Source organism: Phosphitispora fastidiosa (assembly GCF_019008365.1).
Taxonomy (GTDB): domain Bacteria; phylum Bacillota; class Thermincolia; order Thermincolales; family UBA2595; genus Phosphitispora; species Phosphitispora fastidiosa.
This window is the reverse complement of sequence record NZ_JAHHUL010000006.1, coordinates 71,275-94,321: the sequence shown is the minus strand read 5'-3', so window position 1 is coordinate 94,321 and position 23,047 is coordinate 71,275. Positions and strand designations below refer to the sequence as shown.

Below are 23,047 nucleotides of genomic sequence, written 5' to 3'. Positions count from 1 at the left end.
CAAAGTGATGGGGTACTTATGCAGTACTTACGCAGCATTTCTATTGATACCGGCAAGAATAACCCGGAACCCCTTTTTAAACCATGTTCCAATATCAGTCAGATAAACAGCAAATACAACAAGGCCTCCGCCCGCAAGCTGGGTGTGGGTTATTTTTTCGCCAATAATAAAGTAACTGGCAATTACGGTCACCACCGGAATCAGGTTGATAAAAAGGGATGCCATGCCTACTCCGATTTCCCCCATGGCATACACATAAAAATAATAGCCAATGGCTGAACAGAATACCCCGAGGAACAGGACATTACCGGCAACAACCCAGTTAACCGAAGCCCATTTGTTTGATTCAAAAAAAACAAAGGGAACAATGGCAAGGGTCCCGAACAGTGTCTGGTATGTAGTTATAGCAAGATTCGAGTAGCGTTTTGCCATAGGCCGGGTCAACAGGTTGTAGGCCACCCAGGCAGCCGCGGCCCCCAGCATGGAAAGGTTGCCTAGAAAGTATTCAGATGCAAAACTTAACTCTCCCCGGTCCCTGAATATCAGGTAGATCCCCAAAAAAGACAGTACCACTCCCAGGGCCTTTGGCCAGGTGATCCTGTTACCGCAGAAAATAAAGTCTGCCAGCACCGCCAGCACCGGTATTGTGGCTATTATTATAGAAGCGGTGGAAGCAGTAGAAAGTCTTACACCGTTGTTCTCAAAGAAAAAATACAGGGTAATCCCAATTATCCCGGAAAAGGCCATCCGGGGAAGGTCCACCCGGTTAAGTTTCGCATCCGGCTCCTTGATTTTCAGAATAAACAAAAGCATTACTGAGGCTATTACAAACCTGCTCAGGGCCAGGGTCATAGGACCAAGGACAGCCACCGACACCTTGATACTGAGAAAAGACAGGCCCCAAACAATCATTACAAAAGTGATTGCCGCAAAAGGCAGCGCTCTGTTCTTTGCCATCTCGTTACTCCTTCTGGAAAATTGCTCCTGCATAAATTCTTGGAACTATAGTATTAATTCACTTTTCCATATCCTATACTATATTACTACAAAAGACTGTTACTAACAATACTAATACAAAGACCTGGGAATGAAGCAGTAAAATAGCCTTGATCTCTCAAGGCTGATTGTCATCACATTCATACATATACTTTCTGGTTAAAGGCAGTGAATTATTAACACCCCTGGTGAACAGAAACTGATGAACATCAATATTGCCGGTATGAAATGAAGCTGCACAAGAGTTTAGATAAAGCCGCCACATTTTTAAGCATAGCTGACTGCACTTGGCGGGTACACAGTCAGCTTTCATCCACAACTGAACCTGTTCCAAAAAAGCATCCGGGGATCGTCCCTTATAAGACAATCCCCGGCCTCATCATCTCCTGAACATATCCTAATTTCCCGCCGCCTTTTGCACCATTGCCTGGTGTTCCGGGTCAATACTATTGGTACTGTGTTTCCTGCTGTTCAGAAAGTGCAGGTCAAAATGTCCCGGAAAATCGTTGTCAGATATGGTCTGAATGTCGTGGGGCATCCCTGCCATTGACCCGGCGATTACCTTTCCGTCTACATAAACCAGCACTGCCCGCCGGTTCCAGTTCCAAGAACCCCCGAAAATCTCCTTCATAATGCGCGTATCTGCTGCAGTCAGGGGCTCCATATCAGCATGGTTTGAACCGCCAAGGCGCCTGGCCTTAAAGCTTTTTCCCGTTACCAGGTCTTTTAAAACCGCAGTATTTTTTGTATCCAATATCCATGACACATACTCCCAGTCATAAAGCATGCCATAACCCGCTTTTTGCACCGCTTCCGGATATGGGATATTAACCGGACTCTGGCTGTTGGCAGGAATAAATAAAGGCTGGTTTACCTGGAGGAGATCTGTATGTAAGTGGTTTGTTGTCATAATAGCGGCCTGAGTGGTCTTATACCGCTGTGCCAGTTCCCAGAGGGTTTCACCTGACCTTACATGGTAAAGACTCACACCTTCAGGAACAGGACCCCACTGCCCGCCAACCGGTACAGGCGCTGTGCCGCCATCGCTGCCGCCCCCATTATCCGTATCCGGCTGTGTAGTCCCGGTTTCACTGCCAGGAAGCAGGAGAGCCTGTCCGGGCCATAACTCCGTGGTTTTCAAGCTGTTTACCCTCACCAGGGCATCAATGGATGTACCATACCTTTTGGCAATCAGATATAGGGTATCTCCGGCTTTGACAATATGCTGCCTTTGCAGCTGTCCGGGTATGGCCAGGAGTTGGCCGGGATAGATCTCAGTTGATTCAAGCCCATTGGCCTGAATTATGGCAGCGGCATTTGTGCCAAACTTCAGTCCGATGAGATAAAGGCTGTCACCGGGCTGTACAGTATACCGGACGGCTTCCGGAACGTCACCGGGAGAGTCTGCAGCGCCGGTAATCCTCAACTGCTGGCCCGGATATATCTCGGTCGAAGTCAGATTATTGATTGCCATGAGGGCTCCGGGGGTTGTGTGATACTTTAATCCAATCAGCCACAGTGAATCTCCCGGCTGAACCCGGTAATAATTACTTTCCGGGTTTACCGCTGCCGCTGCCGGAAATGCCGACAGAAACAGGGATAGGGTAACAGTGGTAACAAGAAGGATAACGCGGAGCATAATTTTTTTAGCAGTCATTAATTACCTCCTTATTTCATAATTGGTGGGTTTGGTAATTTTTTCGACATTTTTCGTGCTTTTTCCTCTTGGTAATTTGAACCAAATAAAAACAGTGAGGCGCTTTTCCTCACTGTTGGTTATATCATCCTTAACGCTGCCCGTACCCGGTCTTTAAGAAGTCCTGCATCACCTTGACATCCTGTTTAGAGATAATCCTGGGTGTACCGATAGTTCTGCTTAGGATGAGTATTTGAGCAGTCTTTTCCAGGACATCAGATATCTTAAAAGCCGTCTCCATATCAGGCCCGACACAAACAGCGCCATGGCTGGCCAGAAGTACAGCCCTTTCCTGACCCAACGCCCTGACGGCATTTTCTGCCAGTTCCTTTGTCCCGGGCATGGCATACTCAGCACACTTCACAGTATATCCTACAACCTGGGCAAACTCCTCGGTTATCGCCGGAATACCCTGCCTGGTTACGGCAAATACCGTAGAATAAACGGGATGAGTATGTATAATGGCATTTACATCAGGACGGTGCTGATAAATCCTTATATGCAGGTCTTTTTCAATAGAAGGCCTGCGTTCACCGGCCACCACTCTGCCATCTTTATCAAACACCACCATATCATCAGGAACACAGGCTTCATAATCCATCCCGCTTGGAGTTATCACAATGTATTCACTCTCCGGATCCCTTACGCTAATGTTACCCCAGGTAGCCACAGTAAGGCTCCTTTTGAGCATTTCCTTACCGGCATCCACGACAATCTGCCTCAACTTTTCCACAGTTTTACCTCCAATACCCTATAAGTTAAGCGGTGCAGCGGTGCAGCAGTTCACCATATTCTACTGGAATTCAACTTCCTGCCCGTCTATCAGCAGCCTCACCAGCGCTGAGTTCCCCCAGCGGTCAACACTGGCTTCCACCTCCATTGACCGGCGTTCCTGTTCTATTTCCTTGCCCCGGTGCTGGGGGACAAAAAAGCTTTCGATTCCGTAATCAAGTACCAGGAGTTCCTTGTTTTCCTGGCTGCCTTCGAGTTTCTGGGTATCCTGTGGCTCCATATGCAACCGAACCTTACCCTTAATCGCCAGACTGCCGTCATTCGGTCTCCGGTGGGAAATAGACGCAGCAGTCCAGTATTTACCCTGCTTTTTTAACTGTACATAGACAGTCTCATTTTGATGAAAATCATTTTTATCAACAGGGACCTGAGACAGGTCCAACTGGGAAATCTCATAACTCAGGACCACATAGTCCCCACGGAACATATCCCATGGATCAACAGGAGCAGTTTTGAGGAGTATTTTAGTCCCAAACGCCGCGGTCGACCATTTCATCCCCATCATTACCAGTAATATCGCAATTTGGAGAACAACCGCACAAACAAACTTTTTCCTATGCTTCATAGCTATTCACCTTCATTCCCTGAATAACTTTTCTCCTGTTGCGTTCCAGGAGAGTCCCCCCGATGAGCAACAGCGCCCCGCCGGCCATAAAAAACAGAGATTTGGGCAGCATATCCCAAAAGAAGTCAAAATACCTGGCAATCACATCAAGGACAAAAAATACTATCCCAATATTAATCCATTCCGGTTCCCGGTTGGAGTAACCAATCACAACAACAGCAATGATACAGGCAAACAACAGGATATTAACTGCTGCCACAAAGACGCCTTCACCTATCATCCCTGCAAAAACCATAATCACCGGCAGCAGCGCCGCGGCCATAATCAAAAAAATGTTTTCTCTGATAATCCTCTTGTTGTGGCGGCTTTTGGTATGCACATATATCCCGCCGGCAGCAATACCGGCAATAATAGTCAGCAGCGCTGCCAGGAAAAATGGCGGGTAGGAAATGCCCTCCTGAAAAATATTGTCAGAGGCGTCTGCCAGGACCCGGAAACTGAGAAGGTACAATGAAATAAAGAAAACCGGAAGACCAGTGAGCTGATAAGGAAGCTTCATGTGGACAAGTTCATCCCGGATTCCATGTACATTACCGGTTATGTAGATCAAAATTCCCAGCATAGCGGTCAGGAACAGTGTGAAAAAAAATGCTTCCGTCTCCCTCATGGACAGGATGCCTGCTATTCCAAGCCATACCGCCAGTCCCGGGAGGGTAATCCCTACAGCAAGCTGGGACTCCACTTTGTAGGCAACCACCATGACCAGGATAAAGACAGGCAGATATAACAGGTTGCTGTGCTGAAACCCGGTCTGTTCGAGTAATGTCCACAAAGTCAGCAGCAGCGATGCCTCCACCAGGACTGACAGGGAACGGCATACCAGGACGACAGGAATTATTCCCAGCACCCAGAATAGCACCCCATTGGGATAGTGGGCATTAATATGAAATATCTGGGCTATCAGCCATATCCCGGACCCATAGAGTACGGTTCCCAGAAAAATAAGCGCCCTGCCCACACGAGGGTAATTTCCTTTTTCAAAAGCAAGCCAATATCCCGTTCCATATGCAAGCAGGATACTACCCAAGACAATCCCCACCTTGAGCCATTTGGGCATCACCTGCCAGTTGGCGGCAAAGAAGAGGATCACCCCCACCCCCAGCAGCAGCGCCCCCATCACTGACAGAAGAGTTATCAGCCTACTGCCGCGAGCCGTCTCTTCACCGGTCTGTGGGTATCTGCGCATAATATTGCGGGCCTGGGTATCATCAATTATTCCTTCATTTTTCCAGAGAGCGACTTCACCCTCAAGCCACTTCAACCACTGTCCGGGCATTTTCCTTCCGGCTTTTGGCATTACTAATCCCCCCTTTTTTTATCCCACTTATTTAAAAAACAGGTATACACCGGATCCCATCAACATCAGAGCAGCTATCCTGACAGGTTCAACGGGGATATGCCGCACCCCTGCCAGTCCGTAGTGGTCAGCAATCATGGCAAAACTCAGCTGGGCCATAATAATAATACTGGTAGTAATCGAAACACCCAGTTTGGGAATCAGGAAGGTACTTCCCATAACAATCACCAGACCCAGCACCCCGCCCAGGAAGGCATACCATTCGGCATCCCTGAGGACTGTCAGACTCTGCCTGCTGAAAAGGAGATAAATAACCAGGGAACTAACCATAGCTATAGTATTTACTACCAGGACAGTCAGGGACAGGTTTGCGGTTTTATTGAGATTGCTGTTGAGAATTACCTGTGTGCTGGCAGCAGTTCCCACGGCTGCAGCAATCAGAATGTAAAATACCAGGGTCAAAGTCTTCTCCCCACCTTCCATAAGATCATTGCCATATTTTGCTTCAATCATATATTATGCGCCTCTGGCGGCGGTTTATCAGCTGCCTGTCCCCCGATACCTCTTGATTCCGGCTGTCCAGACCAGGTAGGCAATAACAAAGCAGACAATCCCGACAACCGGGGTCAGCAGTGCATATCCCATATACTCATATCTGTGCATTAATATGGTTGCCGGGTAAAAACCGACAAAGGCAAAAGGAAGTATCCAGGTCAGCATAAACCGCACCGGTCCGCGGTAAATGGTCATCGGATACCTGCCGTATTGAGACAGGTTGTAAACCATTGGCATCAGACCAAGGTTCCCTTCACTCCAGAACCCCAGACTGGCCAGGAAGGTATAAACCCCCGCATAAACCAGGGCCGCCCCAATAACCAGTATCACCGCCAGGGGTATATCCCACCATACGGGAACAAGGTTCATGTTGCTCCCGGTATATATCATTATAATGATACCAACTATCATACTTACCAGCAGCTCAGGCTTCATAGTCTCGACAACCACCTGATACCAGGCATTTATCGGCCTTAGAAGTATCCGGTCAAACTCTCCCTGGAGGACATACTTTTCCGGCACGTCAAAAAGGTGGTTAAAAAAGCCGCTGTAAATGCCAAAGGGAACCAGGAAGAAGCCATAGATGAACAATACCTGGTCCCTGGTCCAGCCCTGAATGGCTGGAACCTTGGAAAATATTATCAGGATGAAAATCAGGCTTACCGACTGCTGCAGGAACTCAGTAAATATATGTATAAAGAAATCCCACCTATAGGCCATTTTTATTTTTGTATACTGGGCCAGATAATGCAGAAATATTGTCAGATACCTGGCCGCCGGTCCTGATGGGCGGTACTGATGCATACCCACAGGTATCAACCTCCCTGGATAACGACATGTTTTACAGCAAAACGCCAGAACAGGTGGGCCAGAAAGCCAAGCACAGCTATCCAGAATACCTGCAGGAGCAGAACCTCAAGGGCAGCCGCACCCCTGATTTTACCGAGATAAATCATGTTAGGCAGATAGCTTACCGTCTGGAAGGGCAGCAGTTGAATAATTTCCCTGGCCCAGCCGGGATAAAAACTGATTGGCAGTAAAAGTCCTGACAAGAGGTCCATGATAACGCGTTTGGCCTTATATACCCCGGTGGGGCTTTTGGTAAAAAAAACTGCAAACCCCGCAATCATACTAATTTGGGCATTGATTATAAAGGCTCCCAGAACAGCCGCCAGAAACATGGCCACACTGTCCCATCCGGTTGGAAGAGTAAAAGGCCTGATCAGATAAATAGCAGCGCCGGCCGGAAGCGCAAAGAAGAACATCCTGAATGCCGCTTCACCAAAGGATCTGGCATATTTGACCATCTGGTAGCTGTAAGGCCTGATAAGCTCCAGGGCGATTTTACCATCCCTGATATCTGTACCCACCCTGCGGTCCAGATTGCTGAAGTAAAATGAGCGCACTACCCAGGCAATAATAACATATGTTATCATAGCCTCCCTGTCAAGACCTCCGATAACCCTGCTTCCCGCATACACAGCATCCCATAGAAAAAAGTATGCCCCTATCTGGATAGAATAATTAAGGATTCCGGTGAAGTAAAACGACCTGTAGGCAAGGTTGTTGACAAACTCCATTCGGACCAGTTCAAGATAAAGCAGCAGGCGGTTAAACAAGGCTGCCGCCTCCCCCCGTTAAGCCCGGTTCCGGTTTTTGCCCCATGTAGATCCTCTTCACGATGTCTTCCAGCTTATCCTGGCCCCACTGGGAAAAAAGGTTATCAACCGAGCCATCATAAAGCATTTTCCCCTGATCAATGATAGCCACCCTCGGACATAGGGCCTCAATATCCCCCAGGTCATGGGTAGTAAGGATAACTGTCGTCTTAAACTCATTGTTTATTTCCTTCAGGAATTCCCTGATTTTTGATTTAGCCAGTACATCCAAACCAATGGTGGGTTCATCCAGAAACAAAATAGCCGGGTTGTGCAGCAGGGCTGCTGCCAGGTCACACCTCATCCGCTGACCCAGACTGAGTTTTCTGACAGGAAGATTGAGAAAACTGCTTAAGCCCAGGATATCGTCAAACTGCTCCAGTCTGCGGTTAAAATCCGATTTGGGCACATCATATATCCGCCGCAGCAGTTTAAAAGATTCGATAACAGCAATATCCCACCAAAGCTGGCTGCGCTGTCCGAAAACCACCCCGATGCCCTTGGTGTATGACTCCCTTTGCTTATGGGGAACGTACCCGTTAACGTTGACAGTGCCCGCAGTAGGCACCAGTATCCCGGTGAGCATCTTTATGGTAGTTGATTTTCCGGCGCCATTGGCCCCGATATATCCCACCATCTCCCCCCGGTCAACGGCAAAATCAATTTCATCTACAGCCCGGAGTACCCGGTATTTACGGTGAAACAGGTCCCGGAAGGCACCCATGACACCTTCACTTCTGCTGAATATCCTGAATTCCTTAGTCAATCCCCTGGCCTCAATAAGTTTCATTCTTTACCTCCAACTGTGACTCCCTCCGGCGCATCTTTCTCCAATTTAAGTTAAACATCGAAGTATAAATTCCTTCTTTTAGTATGTACCGCATTATATAGAAAGAGGTTGTGAATTTTTTCTTTTATTTATCATGATTCGACATTTTTTTCATCACGCTTGTGATATAATTAACTTGGGGGGGAGACTTATGAAAAGGTATTTAAGGTTATTTAAAAAAATCCTTAGGGTAGAGGGCGTAATTCTGAAAAATATGTTCAAAACTATGTTTACCTTACCCTGGTGAATATTAAAAACCGCGACAGCGCGGTTTTTTTATGTCCATTTTTCATTTTTTCACTTACTGATTGTGCCAGTAATTAAAATAAACACCTGCCCGTTGCTTGGTTTTTTGCGATTAACATTCCTTCTTTTCCATAAAATCATCTTCTAATTACACTCTAACTCAATCCAACCAAAAAATTATCATATATGCTCCCGTTCGTACTTCTTGAAATTTTCCGCCTGCTCCAGAACTTTCTCGAACACTTCCTCATCCCATTCAGGCGGGTATCCATTCTTGTAGAGCAGAACGGTCAAGTCTTTCGCCGAGGACATAATCGTGATCCTGCTCTTGGAACAGACCGATGATAGCCGCCTCAAGTTCGGCTTCGGTAAACTGTCCTCTTATAAAATTCAAATCCACGGCGTTCCCTCCTTTATTCGTCGTCTTCATCTGCGGTGCTTTCAGCAAGCTCCGTCAACTCACGCAGTTTGTTTTCAAGTATGCGCTTATCCGGTAAATGCAATTTATAATCTGCAATCATGGCGGGCGACATACTGCGGCTCAATGCGTACTCGACTACCGTAGCATCCTTCTTAGTACAAAGGATAAGCCCCACGCTTGGATTCTCATCGGCTTTCCTGATGTCGCGGTCGAGAGCCTCAAGGTAGAACTCCATCTTGCCGAGGTGTTCCGGTTCAAACTCTCCGATTTTCAGTTCTATCGCCACAAGGCAGTGAAGCTCGCGATTATAGAACAGAAGATCTACAAAAGGTCTTTTTCTTTATGGCTTTCGGGTAAGTCCAAAAATTCAAGGACATAGCTGTCACGCAGGGCAGTCAAACCTTCACTCCGTTCGGTTATCAGCTTGTTGGTGATTTCCGACATCATAGTGCGCTCATACAGGCCGCTGTCCATCTGCCTCTTCAACTCGCGGAAAGAGTGGCGGTTTCTGACCGACAGCGTGAGATAAAACTCCCGCTCCTCGTCCGTTTTGCACGACATAATCTGAAGATTGTGCGACCACGTCAATTCTCGCAACAATGTTGCGAGTTTTTCATTGCTGTGATATGTTTCATAAAATTGCTTCATTCGCCAAATATTGGACGCAGAAAAACCTTTAATGCCAACATAGCGACTCTGTATGAAGTCAGAAAACTCCTTGACGACAGACTTGCCCCAACCACCTTCAGAAACTCGGCGGCTCACATACTCGCCGATGTCCCAGTACATATTGATGAGTTCCCGATTGACGGCTCGGAATGCACTCTCGCGGGCATTCTCTATGATGGAAATGACCTCGTCAAAAGCATTCGCGTTGTTCGGGATTAAGCTGTCACCCATAAGTGTTCCTCCCTCAGTTAAGATATTGAAGTGCAGAGGCAATCAACGACATACAGCGGTTGAATATGTAGTCGAAGTGTCTGCTGTCTGTTATATCGACTTTATCGGTTTCATGATGGCGAATCCTGAAGCCATTGCCTATAGCTGTCAACGCCTTGAACTCGTCCTCAAACAGTTTGGCGAATTCTGTCTGCCCGCCGCTCATATCCGTAACGATTTTCGCCGCTGAACCTTTCTTGTCCAGTGTCGTGTATTAGGTCTTCAAACGCTCAAATGCATCCCACAGCTTTTCCACGGCATCATTTCGAGCCGCTGGGTCAGGCTGCTTAAAGATGACAACTGCTTCTTCCAATAAGTCTTTTAACCCTCGTTCCTTAACGGATTCGATATCATTCTCCACTCCGGGTGTTAAAGTACTGTGTTCAAGAACCCGTTCAACTACTTTTGCAGGTGTCAGAGTGTACAATAATCCGGATTCTATAAGGATTTCATTGATTTCGCGCTGATAATCGCCAAGGGCGGGAGGTCTATCGAAATGTTGCACAAATCTTCCCAGGAGAACGCTTCGCGCGCCGAACCCCACGAGTTAAAACGAGCGTAACGGTCAAACTCCGGGCAATTGAAGTACACTTAAGATTTGTCTCTTTCGATTGTCTGATCCGGCACCAACTCCATAATTTCACAGAAGTCTACGCCAAGAATGGTACACACCTTAATCAGAACATCCATACTGACATTTTCATGATTTGACAGTTTGGCAATGGTTGTTGAGCTTAGCCCTACTGCCAACTGCAGATCTTTCTTTTTCATGTCTCTGTCGATAAGAAGCTTCCAAAGCTTTTTATAACTTACTCGCATAGTAGCCACCCATTTTCTAAGTTTCACTTTCACTTTATTATATCAAATTTCAAGTGCGTTTTACAATATATTTTACGCATTTGTAAAGATTTAATCCGCATTTATGCGAAATTTAGATGCATATATCGAAATATATATAGCTATCTCCAAAAAGCTTTCTAAAATTGTGCTAAATTGAAAGGCGAAATGCCACTTTGTAAATTGAAATGCACTCTTTATAATCGACAACTGAATATTTGTAAACGAAACGAAGTTTTTGTACCCGAAAAGCCAGTTTTGAAAATGAAACGCCACTTTTGTAACCCATATGCAGTTTGATTTTTTCGTTTATCTGGCGTATCATGAGAAAAATGGGCATACCAAACGGAGATCGACTCCCTCTCGGTGTTTTTGTAATCGGAGAATCCACCCCTGTTTTTATGGATGAGCATGGTTGGTTGGCGGCGCAGTTTTTAGTTCTATCTTTTGAGAAGCGTTGGTTTTAGCAGGATGTCATTGGCTGCAACCGGTGAACATCCAAGTTTGTGTAAAACCTCTTCTCCGTGGTAGAAGCTGAACGTTTCGTAGGGACTACGATTGTTCAGCTTTTTTCTTTTGTAGGAATTGATATGGTTCATCATCCGGGTTATATCTTCCTGGTCCAGGTGAATTGCTGCTTGGGGGTCTTTGTCTTTGCCAGGACCGGTCCTAAACAAGTCACGAAGGTTCATAAGTTTTTCTCTCCTTCAATTAATGATGAGTAATTACCAGAAAAGGTTCCATAATATTTCCCAAAATTTCAATGAAAATAAAAAAACCTATCTATTATGACAGGTCCTGTTTGTTAACTCACTATGCAGCTTTCTTTTTGTTTCTCTTTTTTCCCGTATTTTCCTGTCGAGATGGCATAAAATGCCCTTTTGAGGGGCTAAAATACGGTTTTCGCGGAATAAAATGCTTCACTTCCCGGCCTTCCTCTTTTGAGACTTAAACTTGAATTCCACCTGTACAGGAGCCGGGCAGTAACGCTTGCATTCTACAATAATGACTGACTTTTCCTGTTTACATTCCCTGAGACACAACCGGCAGAGTTTATTCATATATCCAAACCCCCAAGGCCGCTTTCTGAAATATTCTGTCCGACTGATATTATTCAGCCGGGTCTTCTGTGATAACCTGCCTGCCTTTGTCCAGCCTCAGACGTGCTGAATCAGTGGGAAGGCTGACTGCAATCTTAATCTGGTCACCCTCTTTGACACCGCCGGGAACGAGAAACTTGGGAATTCTAAAGGTATCTTTGCCCCACTCAATAATAACCCAGGAGCCTTCCATTTTTTCAACCGTAAGTAACAAATTATCCCACTCCAATCCATACGGTGGCAGTTCGTGGTGTTTTGTCCTGTTTCTTACTTATTCTAGCACACCCGGACTATTTTGTCATTACAAAAGGTCCCTGATATGGCTAACCATTGTCCGTTTCAGCCTCCCGCAGCATCTCCGTAACACTGGTTCCCCGTACCTGCCAAGGAAAAGGCCCGGATACTTTTATCAGCTCATATTTTATCTCCCTGTTTTTCACCAGGGTACCGTCTTTAAGCCCGTAAGAAGCTTTTACCGTAAACACAGTCCCGTTTTCACCGGATGGTGCGGAAACCTCTCCCGCTGAGAACCAGCTCAGTCCGCTAAGAGCGCTGTCAATTTCCCCTGCCCCTGCTCCGGGTTCATATTTTACCAATCTTTTGCCCAGCTTGTAATCAGCCTGTTCCACAGCAGTGAGCATTATTTTAAGCACCTCCCCGGCTCCGGCCCCTGCCAGCATTTCATCAAACCTGCCGGCTGCCTTCCAGACCATCACCTGATGTGCCAGGTCAACCTTATTTTTGTGAAGCCTGCTGTCCCGGAAGTGGATGCAGAAATGTCCGTTAAAATCATTTCCGCCTATGGCGCCGGCGCCATGGGGCATTCCGTTCATAGATGCCGCAATCCTATGCCCCTTTACTGCAACAACAATAGCTCTTCTTTTCCAACTCCAGGCGCCCCCGTAAATTTTTTTCATGATACCGCTGTCCTCTGCTGTCAGAGGCTGTACATCGGCATGTAGGCTCCCGGCCCTGCGCTGCACCGTAAATGACTCCCCTGTCTCCAGATCGGTAACCCTGGCCTTGTCAAATTTGCGAAAAATCCGGTTAACTTCTGTCCAGGTGAGGAACTCACCATAGGGGCTTTTCCCATCAACCTCATGAACTGCTGCCTCCAGGCAGTCGCCTCCGTCTCTCAGGAGGTATCTTCGGCCGGTTTCAGGTTCGTACATTTCCCCCGGCTTTTCAAACAAAAAAGTCTGGGTCCCGTTTCTTCTTTTAACCACAAGCTGATACCCCTTCCCGGTCCTGTCCCGGTTAGCCTTACCTTTTACCTGCCCCGGGTCTCCGCTAATCCCGGCCTCCGCGATTTGCCTGTCCAGTTCTGCAAGGGTGTTGTCATCAGATATGGTTATTTTCCCCTTAAATGAAGCGGAACTTAATTCAGCAGAAATAATTTGGCTTATCCAACTGTACACACCACGACTAAGAAAGAATATAAATAAACAGAAGACCACAATAATCAGGAACCCTTTTTTACCGGACCTGCCGGTACGAAAGCCGATAATTCTCAACCGAAATACCTCCCCGGATAACCGCCGCGGCAGTGCGGCCGGACTAAACCGGCTTCAAAATCCGCCGGACTGCATTCACATACAAATACATATGAAGAGATGTCCCGATTATGTCAAAAAAAGAGTCAAAGGTGTGTCACCATATACAAGTCAGTATCATAGTATACATTAGTATTAAGTGGCCTGCGAAGGGAGCTGATGTCATAAGGGAGACCCATGCTTCCCAATCATATAAATAATTCAATTTATAAATTTTGTACAGGAGGGGATTGTTAATGGCCGATGTTGGCGGCAAACTGGAGCAGGAAATGGCTGCTCCTACAGACACTTCTTTCAGGGAAATTATTACTAAGGCTATCTGCGGGACAGGACAACAGGATTTCCGGTATACAGAGATTTTGGCCATTCCGGTTGGACGTATCCCGTCAAGCATCCTCGGATCTTCGGTAACCAGGCTGAAACTCACCGAACCGCTGGTCACGGAGATATCTGGGGATGGCAGTAAAAGTGTCCGTGTCAGCGGGACATTTGATATTAATGTCTGGTATGCCTTCAATGATGACCAGACAACAGATGTGGCCAAAGAAACTGTTAAATTTACCGAGGTCATTCCCATCAGTGTTATCAGTGAAAATATCATTGGTCAGGTTGATGCCAGAGCCGTACTGGTCAAGTCACCTAAATGCCATAAAACTATTATCAGTGCGGCAAGTCAGGTCCAGGTGGAGGTTGAACTCAGCATTTATGCTGAAATCATCGGGGAAACAAAGGTATATGTTCAGGTGTACTCCGAAACCGAATAGCAGAACACTTCTTGAAGGGAGGATTGGTAAATGACCACCGACCGCCCCGTTGTGCGGGAAATTATTACGAAAGCGGTTTGCGGAAAAGGTACCTACAAATACCAGAGGTCTATTGACCTGGAAATACCGGTAAAACATAAAATCATCCAGGTTTTAGGAAATTTTGTCTCAAATTCGGCAATAGATGAAGCAGCAATTGTAGATAAACCCTTTCAGGGCGAAGCCATCCAGGTCAAAGGCCACTATGATGTCCATGTCTGGTATGCATATGACCAGGAAACCTGTGCCGCAAAGACCACCGTTACGTTTATTGAATTTATACCTCTGAATAAATTCGGTAAGAAAGTTATTTCCAACCAGCAGGCTTCCGCAAAAATAATTGAGAAACCGCGCTGCCGTAAGGCTTATGTGAAAAACATCGGTGAAAAAACAGTTATCAGGGTTGAAATCGAACAACTGATGGCAGCGGAAGTTCTCGGACTGACAAAGGTAAAGGTAGGTGTATTGCCTCCGGCAGCAGACAGCAGCGAGACAGTGCAGGGCCGGGAGCTGACAGCTCCCATGGCTGTGGAAGCAAGCGCTGTAAGTCCGGTAAAAAACTACTATTTTGATCTAAAATATGATGAAGATCTTCCAGAAGATGATGATGATTACGACTACTAAAATAATTAGAAAAGCGTCCTGGTTCTAAATTTTGAACGACGCTTTTTTTTTGGGGAAATAGCACCAGAGTAACTGTTAACATACTATATATAGCAACTCGGTTTTTTAACACTATCTTACAACCTGAAAAGAGGCGGAAAAATTTTGCCGAAGATATACAGCATAAACCTTGCCTGTTCACCTTCGCTTCCTGGGGGCAGCCTAACTGTTTCTGATTACCTCTTGCGGCATCTCCGGTGTACTTTTAATGAAGAAATCAGGCTCCTTACAGGTAATCACTCTTTGGTTGTCAGATTCAGGGGCGCCCACCGGGGTAATTTGCCATCAGTGCAGATTGACCCCGGAACCAGCCGGGAACTGCTGCTTCCGGTCCCGTTAAAAATGGCGCTCCTGGCAGACACTTCCTCCGGCACATGGCGCCTGGGACCTGTTATCGGAATTCTGGCCCACCGAAATAACAAAAAATTAAAGCCCTTTGGAGAACAGACATCTTTTTTCCGGAAATTGATTAATTGCGCTAATCGTATCAATGCTGTCTGTTTCGCTTTTTCTCCGGGTGACATCGACTGGGAGAATGAGACCATCCATGGCTCTATACCTGAAGACAGCACTAAGGAAATGCAGCAGTGGAAGCAGGTAATTTTCCCTTTCCCCGATGTCGTTTATGACCGTGGGTTATTCCCGAAAGGAGAAAAACGCAGCATGGCGACAGAGGTTCGGAGATTTTTCAGAAAACACCCCCGGACAAAACTTTTTAACCCTGCCTTTTTCGGGAAATGGAAAACTCATAACTTTCTTTCCGGCCATGAGGATATATGCCCTCATTTGCCGGAAACCATGCTGTACACAGCAGCAGCTGATATCGCCAAACTAACTGCCCGGCATGGTACAGTTTATCTGAAACCCAGCGGCGGAAGCTCAGGAAAAGGTATCATTGTGCTTAAAAAAAGAGATTCCGGATATTTGGCCAGCTACCGGGAATTCCGCAGCCTTAAAACAGTCGTTATTCCGGATTTCCCGCAATTGAATACAGTTCTGGATAATCTAATCAAAGGCCGCAGGTATATTGCCCAACAGGGAATCAGGCTGGCAAAAATTCACGGAAATCCCTTTGACATCAGAGTCCTGATGCAAAAAAACCGGTATGGGGAATGGCTGCGCACCGGAAGCGCCGCCAGAGTCGCTGCCCCGGGAAACCTCATCAGCAACATTCACGCCGGCGGGCATGCAGAGAGAATTACTGAAGTTCTGCAGACCGTTTTCCCCAATCCCCGGCTGACACATAGAGTCCTGGATGATATCAGGAAACTGAGCTCCCTGATAGCCGGCTTTATCTCAACAGAGGGGAATCCCTTATTTGGTGAAATAGCAGTTGACCTGGGAGTTGATGAAACAGGCAAGGTTTGGGTTATCGAATGCAATGCCATCCCGGGCAGGAGTGTTTTCAGGCGTATCGGTGCAAACGGCATCGTTGCCCGGGCTATCTCCCGGCCGATGGAATACGCATATTATCTTTCCGGATTTGCCTCTCAGGCAGATAAATATCAAGAGGAGGAACAGAGCTAATGGCCTTCATAAACTTAAGCATTACAGATGAAACCTCTCAGGTTATATACTTTGACCCCGGTGACTTGGAGTCACTTAATCTGGTACCCTGTAATACCATCACGGTAAAAGCAGGATCGCTGACTACAGAAGCAAGGGTCAAAGTTACTCCCGGCGGAAGGCAAATTTCTATGGGAACTCTAAAAAGCCTGAATCTTCCTCCGGTAAATGGTTTAAGGCTCAGAAGTGAAGGCCCTTCACAGGTCCGGATCGGCCCATTGATTGGGATCCTTACCAGCCAAGGCGGCAGATACAGGACCCCGCCATATTCCTCACAAGGCAAACTACTGCAGCGCTTTCTGACATATGGCCAGGAAACAGGCAGTATCGCCTTTGTGTTTAACCCCAAGGGGGTCAGCAGGGATACAGGAGAGATTAAAGGACTTTACCTGCATCAGGAACAGGATGGAACAGTCATCTGGAAGGTACACACCTTTTCCCTGCCTGACATCGTTTATGATAGAATCCTGTTCCGCTCTTATGAGCGAAAAAAGCTCACTAAACAAATAACATCATTTCTGGCACACCATAAGGAAATTGTTTGTTTCAACCCCAAATTCCTTAACAAGTGGGAAACCCACCTGGTGTTGTCCCAAAACAGTTTTCTGAAAGAACACCTGCCTGAAACGGGAAAATTTGAAAGTCCGGAATCACTGAGGAGTTTCATTAATATATATAAAACAGTATATCTCAAACCTGTGCACGGCAGTCTGGGAAAGGGCATTATGAAAATATCACTCCTGCCGGAGGGATACGGCTATCAATACCGAAACCGGAAAAAAAATATCAAAGGCATCTGGACGGATATTCACCGGATGGACATTGAAATTACTGATTTCATCAATAAAAAACCTTATGTAATGCAGCAGGGTCTGGATTTAATCAGCTATAATGGCCGGGTATTTGATATCAGGGTCCTGATGCAGAAAAACGCTGCAGGAAGCTGGGTTAACTCAGCTATGGTAGCCCGGGTAGCATCAGAGGGCAATATTTTTCCAAATGTCGCCGCCGGAGGCGAGGCCAAAAATGTAGAGAAACTATGGCGTGATTTAACCACACAGGGGTGGATCGGTAGTGAAGCATATTTGTCCACACTTTCAATAAGCCTGACAGCAGCAGAAACCCTGGAAAATACCCTGGGCACCTTTGCCGAAATAGGTCTTGATATAGGCATTGATAAAACCGGCAATATATGGATTATCGAAATTAACTCCAAACCCTCATACAAAGTCTTCCCTAAAGACCAGCTATACCTGAAACAAAACGCAATCAAGCTGCCCATGGATTTTGCGGCACACGTGGCAGGGTTCACCAGTAGGGAGGAGAGGGACTTGAATTGAGAGCCCCGGCCGCCGGAGCAGGCTTCAGGCTGATGAAAGTCAGATGGGGAGGACTAATGGGGGAACAGGATAATTTTATATATCTTTCACCCCAAATCTTAAAAATTTTTGGAATTCAACCAAATACCGGGATTGATTTTAAGACAGGCGCCTTGCGGAACACGGCAGTCGTAAGCACAGTCAGGTGCTCAACCGAGTACAGTGAACCTATTATTTTTATTTCTCCGGCCCTCGACCGCTGCTGCCAGATTCCTCCGGGCTCTGTTATTACCCTTAAATTTTACCCCGCTAAAGCGCTACTGTGTGCCGGCCCGATAATTGGACTATTTACAGTTCGCAGCCACCTTCCTGATACAAATACAGAATTCGGAAGTTATGAGCAAGTTTTGGCCGCACTGGCTGAATCGGCAGAAAACATCTCAGGCTTTATTTTCGTCTTCTGTCCTGAAGACATAGACTGGAAAAACTCTTTGGTAACGGGGTATATTCCTGATTTGATGCCAATATCCGGAACTAAGGCCTGGAAGCCCCTTACCCTGCCCCTGCCTGACACCGTTTATGACCGTATCCCAACCAGGTCAATCGAATCCAGGCCTGAGATTCAGGAGGCCAAATCCTGGCTGATGCTGCATTCACAGTTGCCTTATTTCAACCCAAAATTTCTTGATAAATGGGAAACCCATGCACTCCTGCAGAATATTCCGGAAGTGGCGCCCTATCTGCCGCCGACCAAACCCGTTTATAGTCCTGATGACATCCGCGATTACCTGGAAAAATTCCATTCAGTGTTTTTAAAACCATCCTCCGGCAGCTTGGGGCGAAGAATAATAAATATCCGGCAGCGCGGTCAGGATCAATTCCAATTCATGTACCGTACCAGGGATAAGCAGACCGTTTCCGGTTCGGCAGCCGGTTTCGCAGAACTTTTGGCTGCCCTTGCCCCGGTTATGGGCAGCAAAGACTATATAGTACAAAAAGACCTTCACCTGGCCAAATATGAAGGCTGCCCTTTTGATATCCGCGTACTGGCTCAGAAAGACAGGTGGGGAAACTGGCGGCGGACAAAAATTTACGTCCGTAAGGCCGCCCCGGAAAGCTTTCTCTCTAACCTCAGTGACGGCGGAAACCCGGAATCCATAACAACCGTTCTCAGGGAGGTTTTTCAGGCCGACTTCCTGGCAGGTGAAGGAATTGGTGAAGATATCCGCCAGGCAGTAAAAAAACTTCCTGATGCTCTGGAAACAGCCTCAGGAATGACCTGGGGAGAGTTGGGACTTGACCTGGGTATAGACCACAATGGGAGAGTATGGCTTATCGAAATAAATGCCAAACCCTTCCGCACCCTGGTATCAAAAAGCGGGTCATATAAAGTCATTGAGCGGTCCCTGATGCGCCCGCTGGAGTTCGCAAAATTACTGGCCGGGTTTTATGGTCATTCACTAAACCCGTCTCAGACCAAAGGAGGGTAATGCCATTGGAAATTGGTCCGCTTCTTGGCATTCTTACTATTTCGCGGCCCGGCACTACCCCTTTCGTCGGAGGCCAAAACGAGTCCTTTACGGAAATCCTTGAAGTTGCCAATGAAATGAGATGTGCCGCCTTTGTATTTAATCCTTTTGAAATTGACTGGTCTAAAAAAGCTGTATGGGGTTACCGGTTTAACTCTAAAGCAAACCCGGGAGAATGGGAACGTCAGATATGCCCCCTTCCCAGCGTAATTTATAACCGGATACCCAACAGAACTCTTGAGAACAGAGAGGATATCATACCAATTCTTGATACCTTAAAGCGGAAATACGGTTCCAGATTTTTCAACCCATTTTTTCTGGATAAATGGCAAACACATAGAATATTATTTAATAATGATAAAACCAGAGCCTTTCTCCCTGAAACCCATCAGTTGAAGAGCACGGACATACTGTCTGACATGATGTCACGCTATCTCTCGGTATATCTTAAGCCCAAAGCCAGCAGCCTTGGCAACGATATTTTTAAAATTAACATGACGGAAACTAAAATGTTCCGTTTTGTCCACCAGGCTCTTGATCAGGCACCTCGGGAAGGTATTATACATAACTGCCGGGACATTTTAAGCGAATTGCCGGAAACCGGGGAGGAGTCCGGATATCTGGTGCAGCAGACAATACCCCTGGCACACTTCAGAAACCGGCCGTTTGACCTGCGCCTCCTGGTGCAGAAGGACCGCAACGGAAAATGGCGAAAAACGGGTACAGCTGCACGCATTGCCGGGGAAGGAAGTATCACCACCCATATTTTATACGGGGGAAGCAGATTTCATGCAGATACAGTTATCAGGGAAGCAGCTCAGAATCATGGCTTTTCCTATAAAAAAGTCAAAAAAGAACTGAAAAAAATTGAGTTCCTGTTTCCCAGGATTATCGAATATGCCTACAGGCAATCTTTTGGCGAACTGGAAATGGATATTGGGATTGATGTAAAGGGCAACGCCTGGTTTTTCGAAGCCAATTCCAAGCCGTTCCGGTTTGATGAAAAACTGCTGCGGGCAAAATCACTTATCCGCCTGATCCACTATGTCCGTTTTCTTGATTATATGCAAAACCGCGTCTGACAGCAAATACTGCCGGCACTCTCAAAGGAAGGTGATACGATGATGCTGGCCTTTCTTTACGATAAGCGCCTGACTCAGCCAGAACTGCTGCATGCATTTAGCGGCTGTATCCTAACGACCGGCCCGGTTACGGCCTGCAGTGTCCTCCTCCGCTGGGGGAATCCCGAAGGGCCTGATAACGTTTCCCGGGCTGTCCTCAACAGAAAGCAGCCTTTGAAAAATTCTCTGGATAAGGAAAAGGTATTCGAGATACTCAAATTGAACAGAATCAGGCGTCCCCGCTTCATTGCGCCCGGACCGAACTCACCTTATCCTCTGATGGGTAAGTGGAATAACCAGACCTCCGGGGGCGTTACTGAAGCGTTAATTCAGACTTTTGACAAGGCCCTGGCATCAGGGGCCGATTTCTTTGTGGAGCATGTTAATGTCATTAAAAAGTACAATATCTATTTCTTTGACCTTAACAGCTTTTGGGTCACCAAAAAAGTGGCTGTAAAAACCAGCGCCCCGCACAGCCACATAACACCCTCATGGGTATATGAACAAATCCCTCCCGACCTGGACCGGGATACTGTAAAAACCTGTCTGTTGGCCCAGCGGGCTATCTATATTTTGGGACTGGATTTCGGCATGGTACATGCGGCCATTGACATAAGAGGCCGCCCGGTCATCCTGGATATTTCCCCGGTCCCTGTTCTTCCGTTTAAAGCTGTAAATCTTTTTTCTGAGCATGCCAAAAGGTTTACTGCTGATATTGAGAGAACTGAAACGGGGTCTGACAGCCTTATGGAAAATGGTATCCTCCTGGGCGCTGACCCTGAATTTATGTTGAGGCATCCGGAAACCGGCAGAATTGTTTATCCTTCAGAATTTCTTAAAATGGAGGGGCCTCTGGGATATGATGAAAGAAGTGAAAATAGGGAGGGCAGATTTTTTCCCCTGGCTGAGGTCAGACCTGCTCCGGATCAGTGCCCTCTCAGGCTAACCAAAAAAATAAGGGAAATCCTGGGGATGGCTGCATCCCTGATTCCCCCGGATATTGAATGGCTCGCCGGCAGTCTCCCCTTTGACAAATACCAGATAGGAGGCCACATACACTTCAGTAATATTAATATTAACTGCCGCCTGCTGCGGGCTCTCGATAATTACCTGGCAATACCCCTGATGCTTATTGAGGATCCCGGCAAGTCGTCCAGACGCCGCCGGCAGTATGGCTGGCTGGGAAGTATCCGCCCTAAACCTCATGGCGGCTTTGAGTACCGGACCCCCGGCAGTTGGCTGGTCTCACCGGAAATGGCCAGAGGCTGCCTGTGCCTGGCCAAAATTGTGGCCACAGATTACCGGTCACTGACCAGGGATTACTTCACTGATATAGAGCTGCAGAGGGCATTTTACCAAAGCAAAAAGTACTACTTTTATGACATTTTTCATGAAATCCTGGAAGACCTCAGGAAAACACAGCTCTTTAGCAAATACGCAGCATACCTGTCCCCTGTTGTGGACCTCATCAAGTCAGGCGGCCACTGGAACGAGACATCTGATATACGTAAATCCTGGGGATTGCTTCCAACGCCTTGACGTAAGTAATCCATAATGTAACCTCCTGATGACTTTTTCATATAATGTATTGATACAGAGTCTTACAGAAACAGAAAGGAGGTTGAGTTGATGGGCAGACATCGTTGTAACCCTCAGGTCAATTATAACTACAACTTTATGATGCCGGCTGCCGGCTATATCGGTGATCCTGGCATATACGGAGCTTATCCCGGGACTCATATGCCCGGTGCAGTTGCAGGGGTTTATTCTGAATTCCCCGGCGCTTATCCGGAAATATATGCCGGTGGTTATCCCGGTGGTTATCCGGGTGGTTATCCGGGTGGTTATCCCGGTGGTTATCCGGGTGGTTATCCCGGTGGTTATCCCGGAATGTATCCGGACTACTATCCTGACATGTATCCGGGAATGTATGCAGGTTATTATGCCGGCTACAGTGGCTGCGGTCATGGTCATCGCCGCCGGCACCGCAGAAACTTCCCATGGTGGCTGCTGCTGCTGCCGTTCGTTTTCCCGTTTTTCGGTCCCTTCTTTTAGAAAGAAAAAAGGAGTGTCTCATATCAATTTGAATTGGGGCACCCTTTCTTTTTAGCTAATGAAATTAAAGAGGTGGCAGATAATATCTGCCACTCAGACTGTTGACAAAGTTAACAATTTTGAACTATAAACATGTTGTAAGACAGGGGTAGATGTGTTCCGGAGGGCGGAGTCTGTCGTCCGTCCGGGCAGGTCGAACGGGCACTTTGCGCTTTAGCGCTTAGAGCCCGTTGTACCCTTTGGGTAGACCCGCAAAGCGGGAGCGGATGCCGGCGGAGATGTCTGGGGGTCCCCCCGATCCGTCGAAGCCCCGGCCTTTCTAAAAGGCCGGGGTTCGGTAACGGATTGGGGGCCCCGCCCGAGGAATTCATCTACCCCTGTCCCTATTACATTTTTAAAATCAAAAAACATGGGGTTTGCCAATTAGCTGAATGGCAGATAAATATC

26 protein-coding genes and 2 pseudogenes are annotated in these 23,047 nt (G+C 47.0%); 8 read left to right on the top strand and 20 right to left on the bottom strand.

All coding sequences use genetic code 11. The annotated features are described in order from the left end of the window. Positions 1–27 precede the first annotated feature (27 nt). The 20 genes and pseudogenes from Ga0451573_RS07985 to Ga0451573_RS07900 all read right to left on the bottom strand — a co-directional run bounded on the left by Ga0451573_RS07985 (position 28) and on the right by Ga0451573_RS07900 (position 13,505). Positions 28–957 (bottom strand): DMT family transporter, encoded by a 930-nt coding sequence (locus Ga0451573_RS07985; protein WP_231683360.1) that lies wholly within the window; start codon positions 955–957, stop codon positions 28–30. A gap of 157 nt (positions 958–1,114) precedes the next feature. Continuing rightward, a pseudogene (locus Ga0451573_RS07980) lies at positions 1,115–1,267 on the bottom strand (SAM-dependent methyltransferase); the annotation flags it as partial. Between the two features lie 126 nt (positions 1,268–1,393). Beyond that, the gene (locus tag Ga0451573_RS07975; RefSeq protein WP_231683359.1) at positions 1,394–2,653 is read right to left on the bottom strand and encodes a LysM peptidoglycan-binding domain-containing protein; all 1,260 of its coding nucleotides are present in this window, start codon (positions 2,651–2,653) and stop codon (positions 1,394–1,396) included. A 130-nt stretch (positions 2,654–2,783) separates the two neighbouring features. After that, positions 2,784–3,425: a class II aldolase/adducin family protein gene (locus Ga0451573_RS07970; RefSeq protein ID WP_231683358.1), complete on the bottom strand. Its 642-nt coding sequence runs from the start codon at positions 3,423–3,425 to the stop codon at positions 2,784–2,786. Positions 3,426–3,485: 60 nt separating this feature from the next. Next, positions 3,486–4,049 (bottom strand): GDYXXLXY domain-containing protein, encoded by a 564-nt coding sequence (locus Ga0451573_RS07965; RefSeq protein WP_231683357.1) that lies wholly within the window; start codon positions 4,047–4,049, stop codon positions 3,486–3,488. Further along, on the bottom strand, positions 4,039–5,406 hold the full coding sequence (locus tag Ga0451573_RS07960) for a DUF2157 domain-containing protein (RefSeq protein ID WP_231683356.1): 1,368 nt from the start codon (positions 5,404–5,406) through the stop codon (positions 4,039–4,041). Before Ga0451573_RS07960 ends, Ga0451573_RS07965 begins: the two co-directional genes overlap by 11 nt. Before the next feature lie 27 nt (positions 5,407–5,433). Continuing rightward, positions 5,434–5,919, bottom strand: a complete 486-nt coding sequence (locus tag Ga0451573_RS07955; RefSeq protein WP_231683355.1) for a DMT family transporter — start codon at positions 5,917–5,919, stop codon at positions 5,434–5,436. A gap of 27 nt (positions 5,920–5,946) precedes the next feature. Then, positions 5,947–6,765, bottom strand: coding sequence for an ABC transporter permease (locus tag Ga0451573_RS07950; RefSeq protein ID WP_231683422.1), 819 nt, complete (start codon positions 6,763–6,765; stop codon positions 5,947–5,949). An 11-nt stretch (positions 6,766–6,776) separates the two neighbouring features. Further along, a complete protein-coding gene (locus Ga0451573_RS07945; protein WP_231683354.1) occupies positions 6,777–7,580 on the bottom strand; it encodes an ABC transporter permease in 804 nt (267 codons plus the stop codon). Then, entirely contained in the window at positions 7,573–8,409 is an 837-nt protein-coding gene (locus tag Ga0451573_RS07940) for an ABC transporter ATP-binding protein (protein WP_231683353.1), read from the bottom strand. The genes Ga0451573_RS07945 and Ga0451573_RS07940 overlap by 8 nt, the downstream gene beginning before the upstream one ends. A gap of 465 nt (positions 8,410–8,874) precedes the next feature. Next, positions 8,875–9,006: a type I restriction enzyme endonuclease domain-containing protein gene (locus Ga0451573_RS20275; protein ID WP_353740070.1), complete on the bottom strand. Its 132-nt coding sequence runs from the start codon at positions 9,004–9,006 to the stop codon at positions 8,875–8,877. Continuing rightward, entirely contained in the window at positions 8,951–9,094 is a 144-nt protein-coding gene (locus tag Ga0451573_RS07935) for a hypothetical protein (protein ID WP_231683352.1), read from the bottom strand. Before Ga0451573_RS07935 ends, Ga0451573_RS20275 begins: the two co-directional genes overlap by 56 nt. Before the next feature lie 13 nt (positions 9,095–9,107). Beyond that, entirely contained in the window at positions 9,108–9,401 is a 294-nt protein-coding gene (locus Ga0451573_RS20035) for a PDDEXK nuclease domain-containing protein (RefSeq protein WP_331459397.1), read from the bottom strand. A 35-nt stretch (positions 9,402–9,436) separates the two neighbouring features. Continuing rightward, positions 9,437–10,015 carry a DUF1016 N-terminal domain-containing protein gene (locus tag Ga0451573_RS20030; RefSeq protein WP_331459396.1) on the bottom strand — a complete coding sequence of 193 codons (579 nt, stop codon included), beginning with the start codon at positions 10,013–10,015 and terminating at the stop codon, positions 9,437–9,439. A 253-nt stretch (positions 10,016–10,268) separates the two neighbouring features. Further along, a complete protein-coding gene (locus Ga0451573_RS07925; RefSeq protein ID WP_231683351.1) occupies positions 10,269–10,559 on the bottom strand; it encodes a hypothetical protein in 291 nt (96 codons plus the stop codon). A gap of 86 nt (positions 10,560–10,645) precedes the next feature. Continuing rightward, positions 10,646–10,873, bottom strand: a complete 228-nt coding sequence (locus tag Ga0451573_RS07920; RefSeq protein WP_231683350.1) for a helix-turn-helix domain-containing protein — start codon at positions 10,871–10,873, stop codon at positions 10,646–10,648. A 458-nt stretch (positions 10,874–11,331) separates the two neighbouring features. Beyond that, positions 11,332–11,520: pseudogene (locus tag Ga0451573_RS07915) on the bottom strand (IS30 family transposase); the annotation flags it as partial. Positions 11,521–11,811: 291 nt separating this feature from the next. Beyond that, complete coding sequence (locus tag Ga0451573_RS07910; RefSeq protein WP_231683349.1) at positions 11,812–11,952, bottom strand: hypothetical protein; 141 nt, start codon at positions 11,950–11,952, stop codon at positions 11,812–11,814. A gap of 49 nt (positions 11,953–12,001) precedes the next feature. Beyond that, a complete protein-coding gene (locus tag Ga0451573_RS07905; RefSeq protein ID WP_231683348.1) occupies positions 12,002–12,205 on the bottom strand; it encodes a DUF3006 domain-containing protein in 204 nt (67 codons plus the stop codon). 109 nt (positions 12,206–12,314) lie between these two features. Next, positions 12,315–13,505: a hypothetical protein gene (locus Ga0451573_RS07900; protein ID WP_231683347.1), complete on the bottom strand. Its 1,191-nt coding sequence runs from the start codon at positions 13,503–13,505 to the stop codon at positions 12,315–12,317. Positions 13,506–13,780: 275 nt separating this feature from the next. Between Ga0451573_RS07900 and cotE (Ga0451573_RS07895) the strand changes: the two genes are divergently transcribed. From cotE (Ga0451573_RS07895) to Ga0451573_RS07860, 8 genes are all read left to right on the top strand, one after another. Then, positions 13,781–14,308, top strand: coding sequence for an outer spore coat protein CotE (gene cotE, locus Ga0451573_RS07895; RefSeq protein WP_231683346.1), 528 nt, complete (start codon positions 13,781–13,783; stop codon positions 14,306–14,308). Positions 14,309–14,338: 30 nt separating this feature from the next. Then, positions 14,339–14,971 (top strand): outer spore coat protein CotE, encoded by a 633-nt coding sequence (gene cotE, locus Ga0451573_RS07890; protein ID WP_231683345.1) that lies wholly within the window; start codon positions 14,339–14,341, stop codon positions 14,969–14,971. Between the two features lie 144 nt (positions 14,972–15,115). Beyond that, positions 15,116–16,537: a YheC/YheD family endospore coat-associated protein gene (locus Ga0451573_RS07885; protein WP_231683344.1), complete on the top strand. Its 1,422-nt coding sequence runs from the start codon at positions 15,116–15,118 to the stop codon at positions 16,535–16,537. Continuing rightward, complete coding sequence (locus Ga0451573_RS07880; protein WP_231683343.1) at positions 16,537–17,916, top strand: YheC/YheD family endospore coat-associated protein; 1,380 nt, start codon at positions 16,537–16,539, stop codon at positions 17,914–17,916. The genes Ga0451573_RS07885 and Ga0451573_RS07880 overlap by 1 nt, the downstream gene beginning before the upstream one ends. Beyond that, positions 17,913–19,385 carry a YheC/YheD family endospore coat-associated protein gene (locus Ga0451573_RS07875; protein WP_231683342.1) on the top strand — a complete coding sequence of 491 codons (1,473 nt, stop codon included), beginning with the start codon at positions 17,913–17,915 and terminating at the stop codon, positions 19,383–19,385. Before Ga0451573_RS07880 ends, Ga0451573_RS07875 begins: the two co-directional genes overlap by 4 nt. Positions 19,386–19,390: 5 nt before the next feature. Continuing rightward, positions 19,391–20,506: a YheC/YheD family endospore coat-associated protein gene (locus Ga0451573_RS07870; RefSeq protein ID WP_231683341.1), complete on the top strand. Its 1,116-nt coding sequence runs from the start codon at positions 19,391–19,393 to the stop codon at positions 20,504–20,506. 39 nt (positions 20,507–20,545) lie between these two features. Beyond that, positions 20,546–22,084: a putative amidoligase domain-containing protein gene (locus tag Ga0451573_RS07865; protein ID WP_231683340.1), complete on the top strand. Its 1,539-nt coding sequence runs from the start codon at positions 20,546–20,548 to the stop codon at positions 22,082–22,084. A gap of 90 nt (positions 22,085–22,174) precedes the next feature. Further along, positions 22,175–22,600 (top strand): hypothetical protein, encoded by a 426-nt coding sequence (locus Ga0451573_RS07860; RefSeq protein ID WP_231683339.1) that lies wholly within the window; start codon positions 22,175–22,177, stop codon positions 22,598–22,600. Positions 22,601–23,047: the final 447 nt, after the last annotated feature.